General features: G+C 67.5%; 13 protein-coding genes. 12 read left to right on the top strand and 1 reads right to left on the bottom strand.

The annotated features are described in order from the left end of the window. Window positions 1-163: 163 nt before the first annotated feature. Window positions 164-3496 (bottom strand): DEAD/DEAH box helicase, encoded by a 3333-nt coding sequence (locus tag QMA10_RS11650; protein WP_290168552.1) that lies wholly within the window; start codon window positions 3494-3496, stop codon window positions 164-166. Window positions 3497-3835: 339 nt separating this feature from the next. On the opposite strand from QMA10_RS11650, the gene QMA10_RS11645 reads away from it, so the two are divergent. Genes QMA10_RS11645 through QMA10_RS11590 form a run of 12 tightly spaced genes read left to right on the top strand, consistent with a single transcriptional unit; the run spans window position 3836 to window position 18884 of the window. Beyond that, entirely contained in the window at window positions 3836-4924 is a 1089-nt protein-coding gene (locus tag QMA10_RS11645; protein WP_290168550.1) for a Gfo/Idh/MocA family oxidoreductase, read from the top strand. Next, window positions 4921-5925: an NAD-dependent epimerase/dehydratase family protein gene (locus QMA10_RS11640; RefSeq protein ID WP_290168549.1), complete on the top strand. Its 1005-nt coding sequence runs from the start codon at window positions 4921-4923 to the stop codon at window positions 5923-5925. Before QMA10_RS11645 ends, QMA10_RS11640 begins: the two co-directional genes overlap by 4 nt. After that, complete coding sequence (locus QMA10_RS11635; RefSeq protein WP_290168547.1) at window positions 5922-7064, top strand: DegT/DnrJ/EryC1/StrS family aminotransferase; 1143 nt, start codon at window positions 5922-5924, stop codon at window positions 7062-7064. The genes QMA10_RS11640 and QMA10_RS11635 overlap by 4 nt, the downstream gene beginning before the upstream one ends. Before the next feature lie 2 nt (window positions 7065-7066). Then, complete coding sequence (locus tag QMA10_RS11630) at window positions 7067-7759, top strand: NeuD/PglB/VioB family sugar acetyltransferase (RefSeq protein WP_290168546.1); 693 nt, start codon at window positions 7067-7069, stop codon at window positions 7757-7759. Continuing rightward, window positions 7756-8883, top strand: coding sequence for a DegT/DnrJ/EryC1/StrS family aminotransferase (locus QMA10_RS11625; protein ID WP_290168545.1), 1128 nt, complete (start codon window positions 7756-7758; stop codon window positions 8881-8883). Before QMA10_RS11630 ends, QMA10_RS11625 begins: the two co-directional genes overlap by 4 nt. Further along, window positions 8880-10415, top strand: a complete 1536-nt coding sequence (locus tag QMA10_RS11620) for an oligosaccharide flippase family protein (RefSeq protein ID WP_290168543.1) — start codon at window positions 8880-8882, stop codon at window positions 10413-10415. The genes QMA10_RS11625 and QMA10_RS11620 overlap by 4 nt, the downstream gene beginning before the upstream one ends. Next, window positions 10412-12631: a glycosyltransferase gene (locus tag QMA10_RS11615; protein ID WP_290168541.1), complete on the top strand. Its 2220-nt coding sequence runs from the start codon at window positions 10412-10414 to the stop codon at window positions 12629-12631. The genes QMA10_RS11620 and QMA10_RS11615 overlap by 4 nt, the downstream gene beginning before the upstream one ends. Continuing rightward, the gene (locus QMA10_RS11610) at window positions 12628-14691 is read left to right on the top strand and encodes a glycosyltransferase (protein WP_290168540.1); all 2064 of its coding nucleotides are present in this window, start codon (window positions 12628-12630) and stop codon (window positions 14689-14691) included. The genes QMA10_RS11615 and QMA10_RS11610 overlap by 4 nt, the downstream gene beginning before the upstream one ends. Continuing rightward, window positions 14688-15506 (top strand): hypothetical protein, encoded by an 819-nt coding sequence (locus QMA10_RS11605; RefSeq protein ID WP_290168539.1) that lies wholly within the window; start codon window positions 14688-14690, stop codon window positions 15504-15506. The genes QMA10_RS11610 and QMA10_RS11605 overlap by 4 nt, the downstream gene beginning before the upstream one ends. Further along, window positions 15503-16246 (top strand): hypothetical protein, encoded by a 744-nt coding sequence (locus QMA10_RS11600; protein ID WP_290168538.1) that lies wholly within the window; start codon window positions 15503-15505, stop codon window positions 16244-16246. Before QMA10_RS11605 ends, QMA10_RS11600 begins: the two co-directional genes overlap by 4 nt. After that, complete coding sequence (locus tag QMA10_RS11595) at window positions 16234-17580, top strand: O-antigen ligase family protein (RefSeq protein ID WP_290168537.1); 1347 nt, start codon at window positions 16234-16236, stop codon at window positions 17578-17580. Before QMA10_RS11600 ends, QMA10_RS11595 begins: the two co-directional genes overlap by 13 nt. After that, the gene (locus tag QMA10_RS11590) at window positions 17577-18884 is read left to right on the top strand and encodes a hypothetical protein (RefSeq protein ID WP_290168534.1); all 1308 of its coding nucleotides are present in this window, start codon (window positions 17577-17579) and stop codon (window positions 18882-18884) included. Before QMA10_RS11595 ends, QMA10_RS11590 begins: the two co-directional genes overlap by 4 nt. Window positions 18885-19068 lie beyond the last annotated feature (184 nt).

The following is a 19068-nucleotide window of genomic DNA, read 5'->3' as shown; positions in this document are numbered from 1 at the left end:
GTGCTTTCGGCAGCATCATAAGTCGCTTGCGGGGTGCCCGAACGGCGGGGGTGCAGGGCCCCGGTGAGCCGTCAATGCCCGTAAATACGCGGTTTCAGCGGGTCTTTTCGGGTGGCAGACGGCGGGGTCGGCGTGCCCAACTTCATAATTTCCGGACCGGCAGCTAGTCCAACAGGGAGCGGATGTCCTCGGCGGTGAGTGCGGAGCTGAACACCGCGTCATCGTCCATCACGGAGGTGAAGAGCTTGGCCTTCTGCTCCTTGAGCGCCATCACCTTTTCCTCGATGGTGCCGCGGGCGACCATCCGGTACACCATGACATTACGGGTCTGCCCGATCCGATGCGTGCGGTCCACTGCCTGCGACTCCGCTGCCGGGTTCCACCACGGGTCCAGGAGGAACACGTAGTCCGCTTCAGTGAGGTTCAGGCCGAACCCGCCGGCTTTGAGGCTGATGAGGAACACCGGAGCCTGACCGTCCTTGAAAGAGGCAATGACCTCACCGCGGTCCCGGGTGGAGCCGTCCAAATACGCGTAGGGGATACCGGCGGCTTCCAGCCGGGCTGCCGCCTTTTTCAGGAACGACGTGAACTGGCTGAAGATCAGGGCGCGGTGTCCCTCGGCGGTGACATCTTCGAGCTGTTCAAAGAGGGCATCGAGCTTGGCCGAGGGCACGCCGGCGTAGTCATCATCCACCAGCGACGCATCCAGGCTCAGCATCCGCAGCAGGGTCAGGGAGCGGAACACGATCATCCGGTTGCGGTCCAGATCCTTGATCAGCCCCATCAGCTTCTGGCGTTCCCGCTGCAGATGCATCTCGTAGATCTTGCGGTGCTTAGGGCTGAGCTCCACCTCCAGCACCTGTTCCTGCTTCTCAGGCAGATCCTTGGCCACGGCCTCCTTGGTGCGGCGCATCAGCAGCGGGCGGATCCTGCGCCGCAGCCTGGCCAGCAGCTTGGAGTCCTCACCGCGCTCAATGGGCCGCTGGTATTCCTCAATGAACTTCCGGGCCGAGGGAAACAATCCGGGTGCCACAATGGCGAACAGGCTCCACAGCTCCAGCAGGTTGTTCTCCATGGGGGTGCCGGTGATGGCTAGTTTGAACGGAGCGTTGAGGTCCCGGGCGCACTGGTGGGCCCGGGTGGTGCGGTTTTTGACGAACTGCGCCTCGTCCAGGATGAGCCCGTCCCACTCCAGGGCACGGTAGGAGGAAAAGTCGAGCCGGAACACCGCATAGGAGGTGATAACGACGTCGGCGTCCGCCGTGAGTTCGGCCAGCGGCACCTTGGACTTGGCGGTGGTGTCCGGAACGGCCACCGCACGAAGGCCCGGGGTGAAGCGTGCCGCCTCGGAGAGCCAGTTCGGTACCACCGAGGTGGGAGCCACCACCAGGAAGGGACGGCGCGGCTCCCCGCGCCGGGCATCCTGTTCCCGGGCGTGGGCCAGCAGCGCCAGCGTCTGCAGTGTCTTGCCCAAACCCATGTCATCGGCCAGGATTCCGCCCAGCCCGTGCTCCCACAGGAACGCCAGCCAGTTGAAGCCTTCAGCCTGATAGGGGCGGAGCTCTGCCTTCAGCCCGGCCGGCAGCGGTGCCTGTGCCACGGTATCCAGTTCCAGCAGCCCGGTAACCGAAGCACGCCAGGCCGCGGCCTGTTCGGTTTCCTCCGCCAGTTCCTCCAGCTCGGACCAGAGACCGGCCTGATACCGGCTGATGGTCATTTCACCGGTTTCCCACTCCTGCAGTCCCTCGGCTTCTTCCAGCAGGGCATGCAGCTGCGCAAATTCGGGACGGTCCAGCGAAAGGTAGGTGCGGTCAACCAGCAGGATCTTTGTTTTGCCCTGGGACAGCGCCTTGAAGACATCGGCAAAGGGCACGAGGCGGCCTTCGACAGTGATCATGATGCCCAGATCGAACCAGTCCCTGCGTTCGGTTTCCACCGTGGTGATCTTCAGCTCCGGCACGCTGGTGAGCTCGCGGTAGGCGGGGCGCTCGCCCATCACATCGACCCGGACGCCCTCAACCTTCTCAATTTTGGGGAGCAGGTACTCGGTGAATTCCGCTGTGTCGATGCCGGCATAGGACCGGCTGCGCGGAACCGATCCCAGGACTTTGCCGACGGCGGTGAGCAGCTCTGCTTCCGCCGCCACGTCCCGGTAACCGGCCGCCGGATCCGCCCGGGCGCCCAGCGGGATGCGGGTGAGGTCATGGCCCTGCCGGTATTCCCAGTCCCAGTCCAGAAACAGGGAATCGTCCGGCTGGAAGGAAGCCGTGAGCACCAGCAGGGGCGGAGAGATCTCCGGGAACTCGACGGACTCATCGCTGCTGGTGACCGGCAGCACCTGGCGAAGCTTGGGGTAGAACTTCTCCAGGAAGACCGGAGCATCCTCTTCGGGAATCATCACCGGGGCACCGTTCAGCAGCAGGCCCTTGTCCTGGTCCGTCAGCGGGCGCGCAGTTGGCGCCAGCGTGATGACGTTTTCCGGACTGCGCACATAAATGCCGTGCCCGGCAATCAGTCCGGCGGCATCAGTGGGGTAGGAGGCGCCGTCGATGTCCAGGACGGGCTGCAGCTGCAGCGGTGCGGCGGCGCTTGTTCCCCGGGACTCCCGGGCAGCGGAATCCTTGGCCGCCCGGACGTCCAGGGACAGCGCTGCCCGCTGTCCGAGCCGGACACTGGTGTCCTTTTTCGCGCCTACAAACTCCACGCCTATGCGCCGGGCTTCTTCCAGCAGCTGCCACAGCAGGGGGTTGGCGAAATCATCAAGGTAAAGCCAGGAGTCATTCTGGCCGAAGTAACTCACGCCGTTGGACCGGTGCAAAGCCGGAAACTGGGAAAACCAGCGGTGCTGCTCGGGATCCAGCTGCAGCCCGTACGTCTGATAGGCAATGTTGCTCCAGGCCAGATTGTTCTTGACCCAGTTGCCCTTGGCATTGCGGACCACGGGGCGGACGCCGAGCCGGAACGACGTCTTGCGGTGGGCGCTGCGGGGAGCCGGCGCACCCCAGCGGGCACTGACCCCTGCGTCTGACGTCCGGATTTCAAACTGAAGTGCCAGGGGAGTGGCCGATGCCCTGGCGCTCCCCGTAAGGGCATGGAGGTCCGCCTCAATGAGAGTCTGGAGCGATTCCTGCCAGGCCGGCACCGCCGGCGCGCCGGCGGCTGAAGGCCGGATGAATTCCTGCCGTGCCACCAAATGGTCGGTATTGCTTTGCAGCGCCACGGCGGCCACGTGCTTGCAGTCGAACCCGACCGGGCAACTGCAGTGGTTATCCAGCAGCCGGTAGTCGCCCTGCCGCTTTTCGCCCAGCTGAAGCATGGTCCGGTACGGCACGGAGGAATGTCCGCGAACCTTGGCACGGAGCACTTCGGCCTGCGGTTCCCAGGCCAGCTCAACGACGGCCCCGCCCTTGGCATAGGTTTGACCGCGTTGAAACGCAGCTCCGCCGACAACCCGGATGATGTCCGTGACGTCGATCAGAGGCGGTGAAGAAGGCATGTTTTTATCGTCTCACGCACCTCGGACACTTCCACGACCCGGCTCTTTGCACCGCTGAAATCGTCGCGGAGGGGGCTGCATCTTTCCGTACGGACCATCGAAGGGCGTATCTGCCGCATCTTCGAGAAGCTGGGCATCGGCAGGCGTGACGAACTGACGGCGGAGCTCCTGGGGGAGTAACCGGCAGGTAATTAACGGGCGGCGCCAGGCAGCTGAGGCAGGTAGAACCGGATAACGACCGGTAGCCGATACTCACCCGGCGAATACCCGCAGCTTCGTAGAGTGTCCGCAGTATCAAAGCTCAGCCGCCCGGCTGCGGACAGAACGCAGGTCTCAAAAGTGCCCTCACGCCCATCTTCCGGAACTGCCTGCCCCGATCGCCCCCTCTCCGTCGCGGTGATCGGGGCAGGATATTGGGGCCCTAACCTCGCGCGGAATTTCCATGCCAGCCCCGACTGGACACTGGCCGCCATCTGCGACCTGGATACGGACCGGGCCGCCCGCCTGGCCCAGGGCGTGGGCCAGGTGCCTGTCACGTCTTCCGTGGCAAGCCTGCTGCAAGATCCAGGGCTCGACGCCGTTGCTATCGCCACTCCGGCGCGAACCCACCATGCGCTGGCCACCGCAGCCCTGGCTGCCGGCAAAAACGTCCTGGTGGAAAAACCCCTGGCTGACTCCTTGGCGGGAGGGGAAGAGATGGTGCGGCTGGCCGGGTCCTCCGGGCTGGTCCTGATGGCAGACCACACCTACTGCTATACCCCGGCTGTCCTGAAGATCCGGGACCTGATCGCCCAGGGGGAGCTGGGGGAGATCCTGTTCATCGATTCAGTAAGGATCAACCTGGGCCTCATCCAGCCGGACGTTGACGTGTTCTGGGACCTGGCCCCGCATGACCTCTCCATCCTGGACTTTGTGCTTCCGGGAGGGCTGCGGCCGGTCCGTGTGTCGGCCCACGGTTCGGACCCGCTCGGGGCAGGAACCGCATGTGTAGGGCACCTGGTCATAGAACTGGAAGCCGGAGCCATGGCACATATCCACGTCAACTGGCTCAGCCCCACGAAGATCCGGCAGCTCGTAATCGGCGGCAGCAGGCGGACCCTGGTGTGGGATGACCTGAACCCGCAGCAGCGGCTCAGCATCTATGACCGGGGTGTGAACCTGGCCCGCACCGCAGGCCTGGAAGAACGTTCCCAGTCTCAGGTTTCCTACCGGCTGGGCGACACCTGGTCGCCCGCTCTGCCCGAACACGAGGCTCTGGCGGCCATGGTCACGGAATTCGCCGCCAGTATCCGCGCCGGCCGGCCCGCCCTGACCAGCGGCTCCGCCGGCGTCCGGGTCCTTGCCGTACTCGAAGCCGCGACCCTCAGCCAGGCCAGCGGCTCATCCGTTCCGCTGCGTCCCACTCTTGAACTGGAATCCGCCTCATGACACAGACTTATCCGATTCACGGGGCCGCAGTACTGGTAACCGGCGGCGCAGGAACCATTGGTTCGGAGATTGTTGACCAGCTGCTGGCCGCCGGTGCAGGGGAGGTACGGGTGCTGGACAACCTGGTCCGCGGCCGGCGTGCCAACCTGACCGACGCGCTCGCCGATTCCCGGGTGCACCTTTACGAAGCGGACATCCGCAGCCGTGACACAGTGCACGATCTCACCGCAGGGACAGACCTGGTGTTCCATCAGGCGGCCATCCGCATTACCCAGTGCGCCGAGGACCCGCGGCTCGCTCTTGAAGTGCTGGCGGACGGGACCTTCAATGTGCTCGAAGCGGCCGCAGCGCATCGCGTGCAGCGCGTCGTTGCCGCCTCGAGCGCTTCCGTGTACGGCCTGGCGGAGCAGTTCCCCACACCGGAATCCCACCACCTGCACCACAATGACACCTTCTACGGTGCGGCTAAAGCCTTCAACGAAGGGATGCTGCGCAGCGTCCATGCGATGCACGGTCTGGCCTACACGGGGCTGCGCTATTTCAACGTCTACGGTCCCCGGATGGACGTGCACGGCCTCTACACCGAGGTGCTGGTGCGCTGGATGGAGCGGATTGCGGACGGACTGCCGCCGCTGATCTTCGGTGACGGTGCCCAGACCATGGACTTCATTTACACCACTGACATTGCCCGTGCGAACCTCCTGGCAGCGGCCCAGGGAGAGCGGGTGGGAATCTACAACGTGGCCTCCGGCACGGAGACAAGCCTGCTTCAGCTCGCCGAGGCACTGCTCGCGGCAATGGACTCGGACCTCTCGGTGGAGTTCGGTCCGGAGCGCACCGTCAACGGGGTCAGCAGGCGGCTGGCAGACACTTCGGCGGCGGAGGCCGAGCTGGGATTCCGTGCGGAGGTTCCGCTGGCCAAGGGCCTGGCTGAACTGGTTCAGTGGTGGCTTCCGCTGCGGAATGAGATCGCAGCCGGCCGGCGGGGAGGTCAGGCATGAGCCGCATCAATGTGATGAAGCCCTGGCTGGGCGCAGAGGAGATTGCCGCGGTCACCGAGGTGATCTCTTCCGGCTGGATCGCCCAGGGACCGCGCACCGCCGAGTTCGAGTCCGCCTTTGCGGAACGGATGGAAGCCCCTCACGCGGTGGCGGCCTCCAGCTGCACCACCGCCCTGCACCTGGCACTGGTGGTGGCCGGCATCGGGCCGGAGGACGACGTCGTTGTTCCTTCCTTCTCTTTCATTGCCACCGCCAACGCACCCACTTATGTGGGGGCACGGCCGGTTTTCGCGGACGTGGACCCCGTGACCGGAAACCTGACCGCAGAGACCGTGCAGGCCGCCCTGACCCCGGCCACCCGCGCGGTGATAGCCGTGGACCAGGGCGGTGTGCCGGTGGAGCTGGCCCCACTGCGGGCGCTGTGCGATCCGCTGGGCATCACCGTACTGGAGGACGCAGCCTGCGCGGCCGGGTCCCGGTACGCCGGGCGTCCTGCAGGCGCCGGCGCGGAAATCGCAGCCTGGTCCTTCCATCCGCGGAAGATCCTCACCACGGGCGAGGGCGGAATGGTTACCACGCGGCGCAGGGACTGGGCGGAGAGGGCACGGACCCTGCGGGAACACGCTATGAGCCTCTCAGCGGCCGCACGCAGCGCCAGCGTTCTGGCCCCGGCCGAGTCCTACACGGAGGTGGGGTTCAACTACCGCATGACGGACCTCCAAGCAGCGGTGGGACTCATCCAGCTGCAGCGGCTCGACGCCGTGGTGCGGCGCCGGCGTGAACTGGCCGCTGCGTACAGCAAAGCCTTCGCAGACATGGAATTCCTGCGGCCGGTCGCCGATCCGCCGTGGGGTGAAACAAACTACCAGTCCTACTGGATTGAAGTGCTGCCGGGCTTCGGGACAGACCGCAACGGTGTATTGGCCGCACTGGCCGGGCAGGAGATCTCCGCACGCCGCGGCATCATGGCGTCCCATCTGGAGCCGGCGTACCGGAACCGTGACACTGGTACCGCCCGCCTGGAGGTAACCGAAAGGCTGAGCGCGAACACGCTGATCCTGCCGCTGTTCCACGAAATGACCGAATCCGAGCAGGCACGGGTGATCGAGGCCGTGGCCGGCAGCATCCGGGTGCATTGACCATGCCCACCCTGCTGCTGCTCGGCGCCGGCGGACTGGCGCGGGAAGTCCTGGCCTCCCTGCGGCAGACCCAGGAATACCGGATCTACGGTTTCCTGGATGATGACCGGGGGCTGCACGGCACCATGGTGGACGGTGTCCCGGTGCTGGGCGGCCTGGGCGGCGCGGCAAAGTATCCGCGCTGCAGCTTCCTGGCCTGTGCCGGGTCGGGCACCGTGCGCGCCGGCATGGTGCAGATCCTCGCCCGCGCAGGGGTCGGCGAAGAACGTTTCGCCACGTTCATTGCTCCGGGTGTTTCGCTGACCGGCAGCTGCACTGTGGGGGCAGGGAGCATCCTGCTGGCCGGTACCGTGCTCACAGCCGCGGTCACCGTGGGACGGCACGTCGCAGTTATGCCCAACTGCACACTGACGCACGACGACGTGGTGGAGGACTACGCAACGCTCACCGCCGGCGTCTGCCTGGGAGGCGGGGTGCGGGTGGGTGCCGGAGCTTACCTGGGCATGGCCGCAACCGTGCGGCAGGGGGTTCGGATCGGCGCCGGCACGGTGGTGGGCATGGGGTCGGCCGTGCTGCGTGACCTGCCCGGCGGTCAAACCTGGGCCGGTGTTCCGGCCCGGGAACTGAAGCGCCTGCAGACAACCCTGCCGGGGACCGTGCCGGCTGCGGCCACCGACGGTAAGGACCCGCGATGAAACCCCAGCCAGCCCTGAGAGTGCCGCTGGTGGACCTGGCCGCGCAGCACGCGGAAGTGGATGAGGAGATCCAGGCCGGGTTGAAGGAAGTCTTCGCGGAAACCGCGTTCATTGGCGGCCGCCACGTTGCCGGCTTTGAAACAGCCTACGGCCGGTGGCTGGGCAGCCCGCACTGTGTTGGCGTGGCCAACGGAACGGACGCGCTGGAACTCGCACTGCGGGCCTGCGGTGTGGAACCCGGCACGGAAGTGGTGCTGCCGGCCAACACCTTCATAGCCACCGCTGAGGCAGTCTCCCGGATCGGTGCTTTGCCGGTACTGGCAGACGTCGATCCCGTCCATCTGCTCATTGACCCGGCCGGTGCCGCCCAGGTAGCCGGGCCGAAAACCCGCGCGCTGATGCCCGTGCACCTCTTCGGACAGACCGCACCCGTGGAGGCGCTGGCCCCCGCAGCCGAGCGCTGGGGTGCGGCCATCGTGGAGGACGCTGCCCAGTCCCAGGGCGCGGAGCGGTTTGGGCGCAGGGCCGGCACTCTCGGGGACGCCGCCGGAACCAGTTTCTACCCGGGCAAGAACCTCGGTGCTGCCGGGGACGCCGGGGCGGTGCTGACCGCCCGGGAGGACATCGCCGCCAGGGTCCGGCTGCTGGCCGACCACGGCAGCAGGACCAAGTACCGGCATGAGGAGCCGGGCATGAATTCCCGGCTTGACGCGGTGCAGGCAGTGGTGCTCAGTGCCAAGCTGAAGCGCCTTGATGCCTGGAACGGGAGGCGCCGGGAAGCCGCGGCCCGATACGCCCGGCTGCTTGGCGGGCTGGACGGGCTGGTGCTGCCGGTCAGCGCTGAGGGCAATACGGATGTGTGGCACATCTACGGGATCCGGGTGCCCGCGCCCCAGCGGGACCGGGTGCTGCAGGTCCTGGCCGAGGCAGGAATCGGCGCCGGGGTCCACTATCCGGTTCCGGTGCACCTGACCGGCGCCTACTCACCTCTGGGCTACGGCCCCGGCGACTTTCCCGTGAGCGAGGACGCCGCCGAGCGGCTGGTCTCACTGCCGCTGCATCCGCACCTGCAGCCCTCCCAGCAGGAGTATGTGGCTGAAACCCTGGCACGGGCGCTGCGGTGACGGCGCCGTCGGAATCCGCCGGGCTGGCGGGCATCGGGAGCCGGGCTGCCCGCGGTGCCGTGTGGTCCGGTGCGAACGCGCTGATGATGAAACTGGCCGGTATCGCCGTCATGGTGGTTGTGGTGCGGCTGGTGACACCGCATGACTTTGGTGTGTTCGCCGCGGCGCTGGTGGTCCACGCAATCGTTTCCAGTTTCGGGGAACTGGGCCTCTCCTCCTGCGTGGCCCGGCGGGACCTGGATCCTGAGCGGGTCGCCTCAACCGTTGCCCTGCTGGCCCTGCTGAGTTCATCCCTGCTGGCCGGGGGCATGGCGCTCGCCGCGGAGCCGCTGGCGGGTGCGCTGGGTGCCCCGGAAGCGGCCGCGCCCATCCGCGTGCTGTCCATTGCCGTTGTGCTTGGCGGAGTGTTCACGGTTCCCGGCGCACTGCTGGTGCGCGAATTCCGGCAGGGAAAAGTGTTCCTGGCCTCCGCCATCGCCTTTGTACCCACCAACCTGGTGCTCATTCTGCTGGCCATGAACGGCGACGGTGCCATGGCCTTTGCCATCTCCCGGGTGGTGAGCCAGCTGGTCAGCGGGCTGGTGATGGCACTGAGCGTGGACCGGACCTACTGGCCGAAGCTGCGCCGCGCCCAGGTTGGGCCGGTGCTGCGGTTCGGGCTCCCGTTGGCGGGCGCCAACCTGCTGGGTTACAGCCTACTGAATGCGGACTACGCGATTATCGGTGCGTTCCTGGGCCCGGTAGAACTGGGCATCTACACGCTGGCCTTCACTGTGGCGTCCTGGTCCACCTCGGTCATGAGTTCCACCATCAACTCCGTGGCCATGCCCGCGTTCTCCGCGCTGGACGCCGAATCCGCTGAGCTGCGCGCTTTCCTTGCCCGCACCATGCGCCTGGTGGCGCTGATCGCTTTTCCGGTCACGGCCCTAACCATGGTGCTCGCCGGGGAACTCGTGGCCGTGCTCTACGGCAGCACCTGGGCAGCGGCTGCCCCGGTACTGCGGATCCTGGCCCTTTACGGAGGGGTGTTCGCGCTGTCCCTGCTGCTCTCCAACCTGCTGGTGGGGCAGGGCCGCGCCGGTGCGGTGTTCGGTGTCCAGGCCGTGTGGCTGGTGGTGCTGATCCCCGCGGTGGGCCTCAGCCTGCGCCCGTTTGGGCTTTCGGGAGCGGCCTGGGTACACGTAGCTGTCATCGCAGCGGCGGTGATGCCGCTTTACCTGTGTGCCGTCCGCACCACGGTTCCCGGCCCGGGCCGGCTGCTGGTGCGGGCATCCGGCCCGCCGGCAGCTGCCGCTGCAGCCGCCGCGCTGCTGGCTCTGGGCGCCGCCGCACTTGGCAGCTCAGACCTGGCCCGGCTGCTGCTGGGCGGGCTCACCGGGGGCAGCGCCTACCTGGTTTTCAGCGCCCCCATGCTGCGCCGGGTGCTGCCGGCAGCAGTCCGTGGAAAAGCCGGAACCCTGCTGGCTGCCTATGACCGGCTGGAAGGAACGCTGCTGCCCCGGCTGCGGCCCGCCAAGGAGAGCGCCATATGACCCCGTCGAACCGGCCACGGCTGCTCTTTTTCCGCTGGGCCAAGCCCGGGCTGCCGGGTTTCCTGAACCGGCACCTGGATGAGCACGTCCACACCCTGGGGCACTTCTTTGAGGTCCGGGTCATCGACACGGACTGCGACTACGCGGCTGAATGCGATGCCTTCACCCCGGACCTCTGCGTTTTCGAATCTGGTGTCTATGCCGGTGAACGGAGTATCCGGAATACCTCCAGCCGGCCGGATATCCCGAAGCTGGGTTTCCTGCACTCGGACCCCTATGACCTGGCGCGCGCCGTCTTCCTCTCCGATATGGACCGCTGGGGTGTCCAGGAGTTCTTCACCACGTCGACGGCGATGGCCGAGTACACCCCGGAAATCGCCGAACGGCTTTTTGTCTGGCCCAACTCAGTTGATCCCGCCGTCTTCCGCGCGTATCCGGTGGAGAAGAATATTCCCGTCCTGTTCACCGGAAGCCAGGAGCGCCACTATCCCTGGCGCAACGCCGTCGGGCGGGTGCTGTCCGCCAGCTTCGCCACCATGACCCTGCCGCACTACGGGTGGGGAAAGGGTGGCGGCCGCACCGTCTTTGGCGAAGACTATGCGCGTCTGCTCAGTGCCAGCATTTTTGTTCCGGCGTGCGGCAGCATGTCCCGAGACCTGGTGCGCAAGCACCTGGAGATTCCCGCTGCCGGGGCCTGCCTGGTCGCTGAAGATACCCCGGCGCTCGCAGCCTTCGGCTTTGTGGATATGGCGAACTGTGTGCTGGGCGAGGCCGAGGAACTCCCAGAGAAGCTGGATGCCCTGCTGGCCGATCCCGGCCGGCTGGCAGCCATAGTCCGCGCCGGCCAGGACTTGGTCCAGGAACGGCACGTGCAGGCCCGGCGCAGCCAGGTGCTGGAATGGCTGCAGCTGCAGGCCGTCCGCCGACCCGGTGAAGTAATAGCGCAGGCAGGGCCTGCCGGGAACCTGTTCCTGGCCACCGAAAACAGTCTCCCGGAGCCATTTACGGCAGGCGGGAGGGACAGGGAATTCCTGGCAGCCGGCTGGCAGCTGCTTGCGGAGGGTGAGCCCGGCGACGCCCGGCGGGAGTTTCTCAAGTGCCTGAACTATTACTTCATCCCGGAAGCCGTGGTGGGGGCGGTGTTCGCTGAGCTGGCTTCCGGCAACGCCGAAGCCGCGCGGGACTTCAGCACCCAGGCCCTGGTGGACACCTTCACGGACCGGGCAGCCCCGGACCCGGACCCGGTACTTTGGGCCACCCACCTGCGTGCGCTCCTTTGCGCCGGGGAACGCCGGCAGGCTGAGGCCGCGGCCCTGCAGTTCGGGAACCTGCAGCACAGCGAACTGGACCGGATGCGCCGGCTGCTGGGGGTGCCGATGAAGAACGACGGGCGGTTCCGTGCGTCGGTCTGCCCGGTTCCGGCCCGCACCCAGGAAGGGTGGGACACCGAACTGGCACAGCAGCTCACTGCCTGTGGGCAGCCGCTGGAGGGATTCTGTTTTGGGCACGGAACCTTGGCGGGAACGGAACCCGGCCAGGGGAGCAGGATGGTGCCGGTTGGAGCGGCCCGGCTACCGGAGGGCGCAACAGCGCTGCCGGGCCGGGCCCTGAGTTTCACGCGCCGTGCCCGGCAGCGCGTGCTGCGGCGAATCCGCTGGCGGCTGCGCACAGGAAAGGTACGGGCGCTGCGGATGGCGCTGTCCCCGCTGAAGCAGCGGGTGCTCACGGACGGGTTTTCCCGCTTCCTCACGGATGTCCTGCGACGGGAAGGGCTGGACTCTGCGCTGTTGTTCGGTGAACCGTCCGGCGGCCGCCTCCAGCGGGCGCTGCGGCAGGGCCTGGACCTGAATCCCTCGCGTCCGCCGCTCACCGTTGTGCCGCCCGGGGGGAAGTTCCCGGGCGCCGCGTCCGCCGCCTCATCCGGGGCCGGGCAGGAGAACAAGGCCCGTGAACGGACCGCCGTGTTCGTGGCCGATCCCGATGCCGCTGCAGAGGCACTGGAGTTTCTTTCCGGCTGCGCCCTGGTAGTCCTTGCAGACACCCTCTCACCGGCTGGCTGCTGGCTGCTGTCCGGGATTACTGCCGGCAGCGCGATGGTGCTGCTTGCCCACGACCCGGTACGTGGCACGGCCCTGTTCGGTGCTGCCGGGGGAAGGGGCAGCCAGCCGGCAGCGAAGGAGAACGCTGTGGCCCGGGCCGGGCGGAGCACGCCATGAGCGTGCATACCGGGAACCGGCACACCGGGCAGGCACCCGCCGCGGGCCACGGGGGAACCCTGATCTGGCTCGCCGGAACCCCGTGGACGGAAATCACCGGCACGGAAAAGCGGCTGGCCACGGCGCTGGCCAGGTGCCGGCCGGTGCTCTGGGTTGATCCGCCGGCCCTGGTCTTCGGCGTCCGGTCCACGGGCCTGCGCTCCGAGCTGCAGCAGGTTTCCCCTTCACTCACCCGGCTGACGGTCCCGGTGCCGCCCGGTGCCTGGCGTCCGCTGCTCGGCAGCGCCGCCGCCTGGCTGCTCCACCGTGCCGTGCGTGCCGCTTTCGCTGCGCCGGCCGGGGCTGCCGGCCCGCCGGGCGCCGTCATTGTCGCTGGACCGCTGGCACGGTTCCCGCGTGGACTGCGCGGGTCCAAGATACTTTTCGTGACCGATGATTGGTTGGCCGGTGCCCCGCTGATGGGACTGAACCGGAACCGGATCCGCCGCACACTGCTCCGAAACCTGGCCGAAGCGGACCTGGTGGCGGCCGTTACCCCGGACCTGGCCCGCCGGCTGCAGGAGCTGCGCCCCGGAACGCACGTGCTGCATCTGCCCAACGGCTGTGAGCCGCTGCCGGAGCCCCCGCAGACCGGGCCGCAGGCCGGACCGCGGCGCGGGGCGGTGCTGCTGGGCCAGCTCAATGAACGGCTGGACCTGGAAATCCTGGAGGCGGTGGCCGGCTCAGGGCTTGAACTGACTGTCGCCGGACCGCTGACCGCGCGGGACCCGGGCCTGCGCGCACGGCTGGATGCCTTCCTGGCACACGGGAACGTCCGCTGGTTGGGTGTGGTCCCCGCCGGGGACGTTCCGGCGCTCCTGGGAACGGCGGCTGCGGGCATCACGCCGTACGCGGATACGGAGTTCAACCGGTCCAGCTTTCCGCTGAAAACTCTGGACTATCTGGCTGCCGGGCTACCAGTGGTCGCCACAGACCTGCCCGCTGCCCGCTGGCTGGCCACCGGCCATGTGGTGCGCGAAAGCTCCCCGGAGGGTTTTGCCGCCGCCCTGAAACGCGTGCTCGGTGAGGTGCCGGAGCCGGCGCAGTACGAGGAACGGCAGCAGTTGGCCCGGTCCCACTCCTGGGATTCCCGCGCCCGGACCCTGCTGGAAGCGCTGGATGCCGCAGCACCGGACTGGTCCGGGGACCACTTCCTGATTACCCGTTTCAACCTGCCCACGCCCGGCCCCGAGTCCCTGGTCCGCGCCCGCGAAGGCTGGCTGCGGGAGCGGGCCGACCTGTTCGAACGCTACTGCCTACCCTCCGTCGCCGCGCAGTCCAACCCGCGGTTCCGCTGGCTGGTCTACTTCGATCCGGAGAGCCCCGGCTGGCTGCGCCGGCGGATCGCCGAATGGTCTGCCGGCGGGCTCTTCACCCCTGTGTTTCGGACCGCGGTGGAGCACAGCGCCCTCCTGGCAGACCTGCGTGGCCTGGTGCCGGAACCGGCGGCAGAGGTTATGACCACCAACCTGGACAACGACGACGGCGTGGCCGCGGACTTTGTTGACCGCCTTCAGCAGGCCGCGGCACTGACCCGCGGGCAGCGCACGGCGCTGTATTTGCCGCGCGGACTGATTCTCTCCGGCACCCGGCTGTTCGCGCGGACGGACCGCTCCAATGCGTTCTGTTCCGTGGCTGAGCCGTGGCAGGACGCTGCCACCTGCTGGGCGGACTGGCACACCCTGCTGGGCCGCAGCATGCGGGTGCGGCTGGTGGCCGGCCCGCCGGGCTGGCTCCAGGTGGTCCACTCCGGCAACGTCAGCAACCGGGTCCGCGGTTTCCGGGTGGATCCGGAGTCCTACCGGCAGCGGTTTCCCGGGCTGCTGCAGGCCGCGAAACCGCCGACCATAGCTGAACGCGCCCGGGAACTCCTGCTGGATACTCCGCGCCGTGCGGCTGTGGCCGGCATGCGGTCGGCCGCCAAAGGCGTGCTGCTCCGCCTGGTCGGAAAGGACGGCGTTGACCGCGTCAAGGAACGAATCGGTGCCCCGCGGCGCACTGCAGCGAGGGAGAATAAGTGACAACACCGCAAAGCCTGCTGGTGGTCCTCCGCCGCTGGTATCTGGTCCTTTCAGGGATAGTCATCACCGGCATTTTGTGCTGGGCCGCCAGCCAGGTTGTGCCGCCATCCTACGAGTCCCGCGGCAGCATGGTCCTTATGCCGCCGTCTGCAATCGTCGGCGACGACGGTAACCCCTACCTGCAGCTGGGCGGCATGAGCGAGGCCCTGGATGTGCTGGTACGGCAGGCGAACGCCCCGGAAATCAGGGACCAGGTGCTTGAGGAACACCCGTCTGCGACGTACACGATCGAACCGGACCGCAGCACCAGCGGATCAATCGTGGTGGTCCAGGCGACGGCGGAAACAGAAGAGGAGTCCCTGGCCCTGCTGGGCCGGGCGATGGAGACCCTTCCCGCTGTGCTGGCCCGGATGCAGGATGAAATCTCGGTGACCCCTCACCAGCGGATCAGCATCATCCCCGTGGTGGTGGATGCCGAGGCAGCACTCAACATGAAACAGGCACTGCAGGTCCTGGCCGTAGCCGTGGTCCTTGGGCTTGCCGGAACGTTCATGGTCACCGCACTGGCAGACGGGATGCTCCTTTCCCGCGTAAATGCGCCGCAGCCCCCCGGAACAGGCCCGGTCCCTGGAGGCGGCAGCGGCCCGCGGACCCGCGTAGGTCCCCGGGGCCGGCTGCGGCGCGGCCACACCCCGGAACGGGCAGAGCCGGCTCGACCGGTGCCGCCGGCAGCACCAGCGTCGGTGCCGGCCAGAACCGGCCGGCGAGGGACCTCACCGGATATGGCCGCCGGGGAACAGGCTCGGACGCGGTGACACCCGCCCAGCTCTTCGCCGTCCTGCGCCGCCGCTGGTACGTGCTGGCGGGCGGGCTTTGCTGCACCGGGCTGGCGTTCCTGGGCCTGGGCCAGTCCGCCCCGGTCTACGCAGCGCAGTCGGATTTTGTCTTCGTGGAGCCCGGGCATCCGGGGGAAGGCCGTTCCCTTACCGGCACCGAGCCGCAGACGCTGATTGACTTCACAGCCATTGTGGAGCGTAGAGTCCTCGCCGGGGCGGAGACTGCGAAACTCGCTTCCCCGACGGCCTCCCTGTTCGGCACCGGGATCCGGCAGGGAACTTCAATCAGCATGCTGGACACCGGCGGGCAGTGGCTTTCCTCTTTCAGCCGACCCGTCCTTTCAGTGCAGGTTGCCGCTCCGTCCCCGGAAGAAGTGAAAGCGGAAATGGACCGGGTCCTGCAACAGGTGCAGGCAGTGAGCGGCACGCTGCAGACCGACGCCGGCGCGCAGCCTGCTTCTCTGATTACGGTCGAACGCGCCCCCGAGGACCTCATCATCAGCTCGTTCGGCAAAACCCGCACGGGCGAGGCCAAGGCCCTCGCCGTACTGGGCTTGACCGGCTTCGGACTGTCCTGTGCCGCGGCCGCGGGAACCGACGCACTGGCCCGGCGTGGCTGGCCGCGGGGCAAACCGGCGCCTACGCAGGGCGGCCGTCACCGCAGTGAAGCCGCCGGGACGGTCCGGATCACGGGCGGAGGACCACTGTGGCGGCGCTAAGGGCCTACCCCGCGCCGGGAAACCGGGCGGGGGCGGACACCGCCCTGGCGTCGGATGTGGTGTTCTTCCTGACCGTCTACCTGGTCCTGACACTGGCACTTCCTTCCTACCTCACCATCACGGCGCTCGGGTCCCTCGGCAGGCCCTCCACGCTGTGGGGTTTGCTGGCCCTGTTCTGGTGGGGTTTTGAACGGCTGCGGAGAACCACCACGCTGCGATCCGGTTCCAGGGCGGTGCGGTGGTCGCTGCTGCTGTTTCTGGCAGCGGTGCTGCTGAGCTATGCGGTTTCCAACCTGCAGGGCATACCGCCAAATGAATCCTCGCCGGCAGACAGCGGCTTGCTGCGCGCGGCCGGCTGGGTGGGAATAGCGCTGCTGGCCAATGACGGGATTACCTCCATCCGGCGGTGGCAGGTGCTCCTGGGCAGGCTGATCCTGCTCGGCGGGCTGTCTGCCCTGCTGGGCCTGGCCCAGTTCGTGGCAGGGCAGAGCCTGCTGGAGTGGTTGACACTGCCCGGGTTCAGTGCCGAAAGCGGGCATTCGGCGTCCACCCGCGGCGACTTCATCCGCCCTGCCGGAATGTCCACGCAGCCGCTGGAGTACGCCGTGGTCCTTGCCATGACGCTGCCGCCGGCACTGAGTCTGGCCCTGACAGACAGGGGCCGCAGCACGGCGGCACGCTGGTGGCCTGCCCTGGCCCTGGCACTGATTGCGCTGCTCTCCGGTTCGCGGTCGGCATTCATCGGGGTTGCCGTTGGCCTGGCAGCGATGCTGCCCACTTGGTCTGCCGCGGTCCGGACGCGGATGCTGGCCGCCCTCGCGGCCCTGCTGGCGCTGCTGTATGTGAGTGTTCCAGGCATCGGGGGGACCATCCGCGGAATGTTCCAGAGCCTTGGCAGCGACTCCAGTTCCCTCTCCCGGACAGACAGCTACACCGCGGCAGTGGAGATCGCTTCCCGGAACCTGTTTTTTGGCCGCGGGTTCGGCACGTTCCTGCCGCAGTACAGGATCTTTGACAACGGATACCTGACAGCTCTCGTGGAAATCGGCATGGTGGGCCTGCTCCTGCTGGTCCTGGTCCTGGGAAGCGGGCTGTGGTGTGCGCTGCGCACCGCCCGGACCCGGCTTCCGGCCGGAAGCCGGGACCGGGCCCTGGGATCGGGTCTCGCTGCGGCGCTGCTCTCCGGCGCCGTCCTGCTGGCGTTCTTCGACGGCCTGAACTTCTCCAGCTCAGCGGCACTGCTTTTCCTGGCCGTGGGCCTCGCCGGCGCCTACCGCGGACTCCACCGACCGGCTCAGCCGGACACCCCGGCAAAAACCTGGGAGGAGCCGTGAAAGCCCAGTGCATCCGATGCGTCAGGAAGACGCCGGGCGCCGTTGTGCTGCTCCTGGCAGCAGCGCTCCTGGCTGCCTGCACCGCGGACGCTGAATCGTCCCCCAAACTCTCCCCTGCTGCTGCGGGAGAGCTGTCCCTGCCCCGTATTCCCTGGGAAGGCGGGCCCGAATACTGGTCCCGTTTCGCCAACGCGAGTGCCGGCGGGTGGACGGACCCCGGGTTCTTTCCGGTGGTGGCCTGGCACAACGGCATCAGCAGCGACGCCGAGGTGCAGTATGACAAGGCGCTGGGCATCAACACGTACATTGGGATGCCGCCGGAAACCCAGTTCAGCCTGTTCGAGGACAACCAGGTGTTCTGGATCGGGGACCGGCTCAATGAGTCCTTCGACCCGCAAAGTCCCAACTGGGCCGGCACTTTCCTGGATGACGAGGTGGACGGCCGGTTCAGCCCGCAGGACGGGGTGCGCCAGCTCGAGGCGCGCGCCCGCCAGGCACCTGCGGGCACCTTCAACCTGGCCAACTTCACCCAAATGGTGATCAGCACTGACCTTCCCGCTGCCGAGGCGGAGAACCTGGTCAACGGACCCACCGACGTCGTCTCCATGGACATGTACTGGTACACGGTGCCGCACTGTTCGCAGGAACCGTACCGCAGCCCCTACCTCGTGGATATCAGCCGGCCGGCGTGCCGGACCGCGTCCAGCTACGGGCGGGCCGTCCAGGCCCTGCGAATGCGCGACGCCGCCGACGACTCGCTGCAGCAGATCTGGCATTTCGTGGAAAACCTGAACGGCGGACCCGCCGAGGGAACGTACTCCGGTTACGTGGAACCCGGTGAAGTGCAGGGAGCGGTGATGAGCGCGGTGATCAACGAAGCCCGCGGCATTCTCTACTTCAACCAGAGCTTCTCCGGGGACTGCCAGACATCCAACGTGTTCCGCACCTCCCAGATGGAACCGGACTTCTGCGGCCGCGGGCAGGTGGAGGCGGTACGTGAGGTCAATACCCGGATCCACGCGCTGGCACCGGTGATCAACACCCAGTCTTACGAGTATTCCTTCGGCGCCGGCCTGGACACCATGCTCAAGACCCACGACGGGCACGCGTATGTCTTTGCGATGGTTGAAGGCGGCACGGAGCCGGGGGAGCGGACATTCACGCTGCCTGAGGGAACGGCGTTGGGGGAGGTGGAAGTCCTGTTCGAAGACCGGGTCCTCGCCGCGGAAGCGGACGGCTCCTTCACGGACAGCTTCGAGCAGGAATACTCCTACCACCTCTACCGGGTTCCGCTGGACGGCTAGCGGCGGCGTGCCTACCCGGACCCGCAGCAGCAAAATAGGCATGCGGCCGGCAGCGGGCAGCCGGCTCCTACCGTGGAACTCCCGGAAACAGTGAGAACAGGTCCAGCTGATATGAACAGACCAGCACAGGCACACGCACAGCGCCGGAACCGTAGTGTCCGAACCGCACCGGTGCCGGCCAGCC

It is taken from the genome of Arthrobacter sp. APC 3897, assembly GCF_030407495.1.
Classification (GTDB): Bacteria; Actinomycetota; Actinomycetes; order Actinomycetales; family Micrococcaceae; genus Arthrobacter_B.
The sequence above is the reverse complement of the archived record's forward strand: the minus strand, read 5'-3'. Positions and strand labels throughout refer to the sequence as shown.

Excerpts from the sequence above, each read along its gene's own strand:
- QMA10_RS11650 (WP_290168552.1), bottom strand. The coding sequence starts at position 3,496 with ATGCCTTCTTCACCGCCTCTGATCGACGTCACGGACATCATCCGGGTT.
- QMA10_RS11615 (WP_290168541.1), top strand. The coding sequence starts at position 10,412 with ATGACCCCGTCGAACCGGCCACGGCTGCTCTTTTTCCGCTGGGCCAAG.
- QMA10_RS11610 (WP_290168540.1), top strand. The coding sequence starts at position 12,628 with ATGAGCGTGCATACCGGGAACCGGCACACCGGGCAGGCACCCGCCGCG.
- QMA10_RS11640 (WP_290168549.1), top strand. The coding sequence starts at position 4,921 with ATGACACAGACTTATCCGATTCACGGGGCCGCAGTACTGGTAACCGGC.
- QMA10_RS11630 (WP_290168546.1), top strand. The coding sequence starts at position 7,067 with ATGCCCACCCTGCTGCTGCTCGGCGCCGGCGGACTGGCGCGGGAAGTC.
- QMA10_RS11635 (WP_290168547.1), top strand. The coding sequence starts at position 5,922 with ATGAGCCGCATCAATGTGATGAAGCCCTGGCTGGGCGCAGAGGAGATT.
- QMA10_RS11625 (WP_290168545.1), top strand. The coding sequence starts at position 7,756 with ATGAAACCCCAGCCAGCCCTGAGAGTGCCGCTGGTGGACCTGGCCGCG.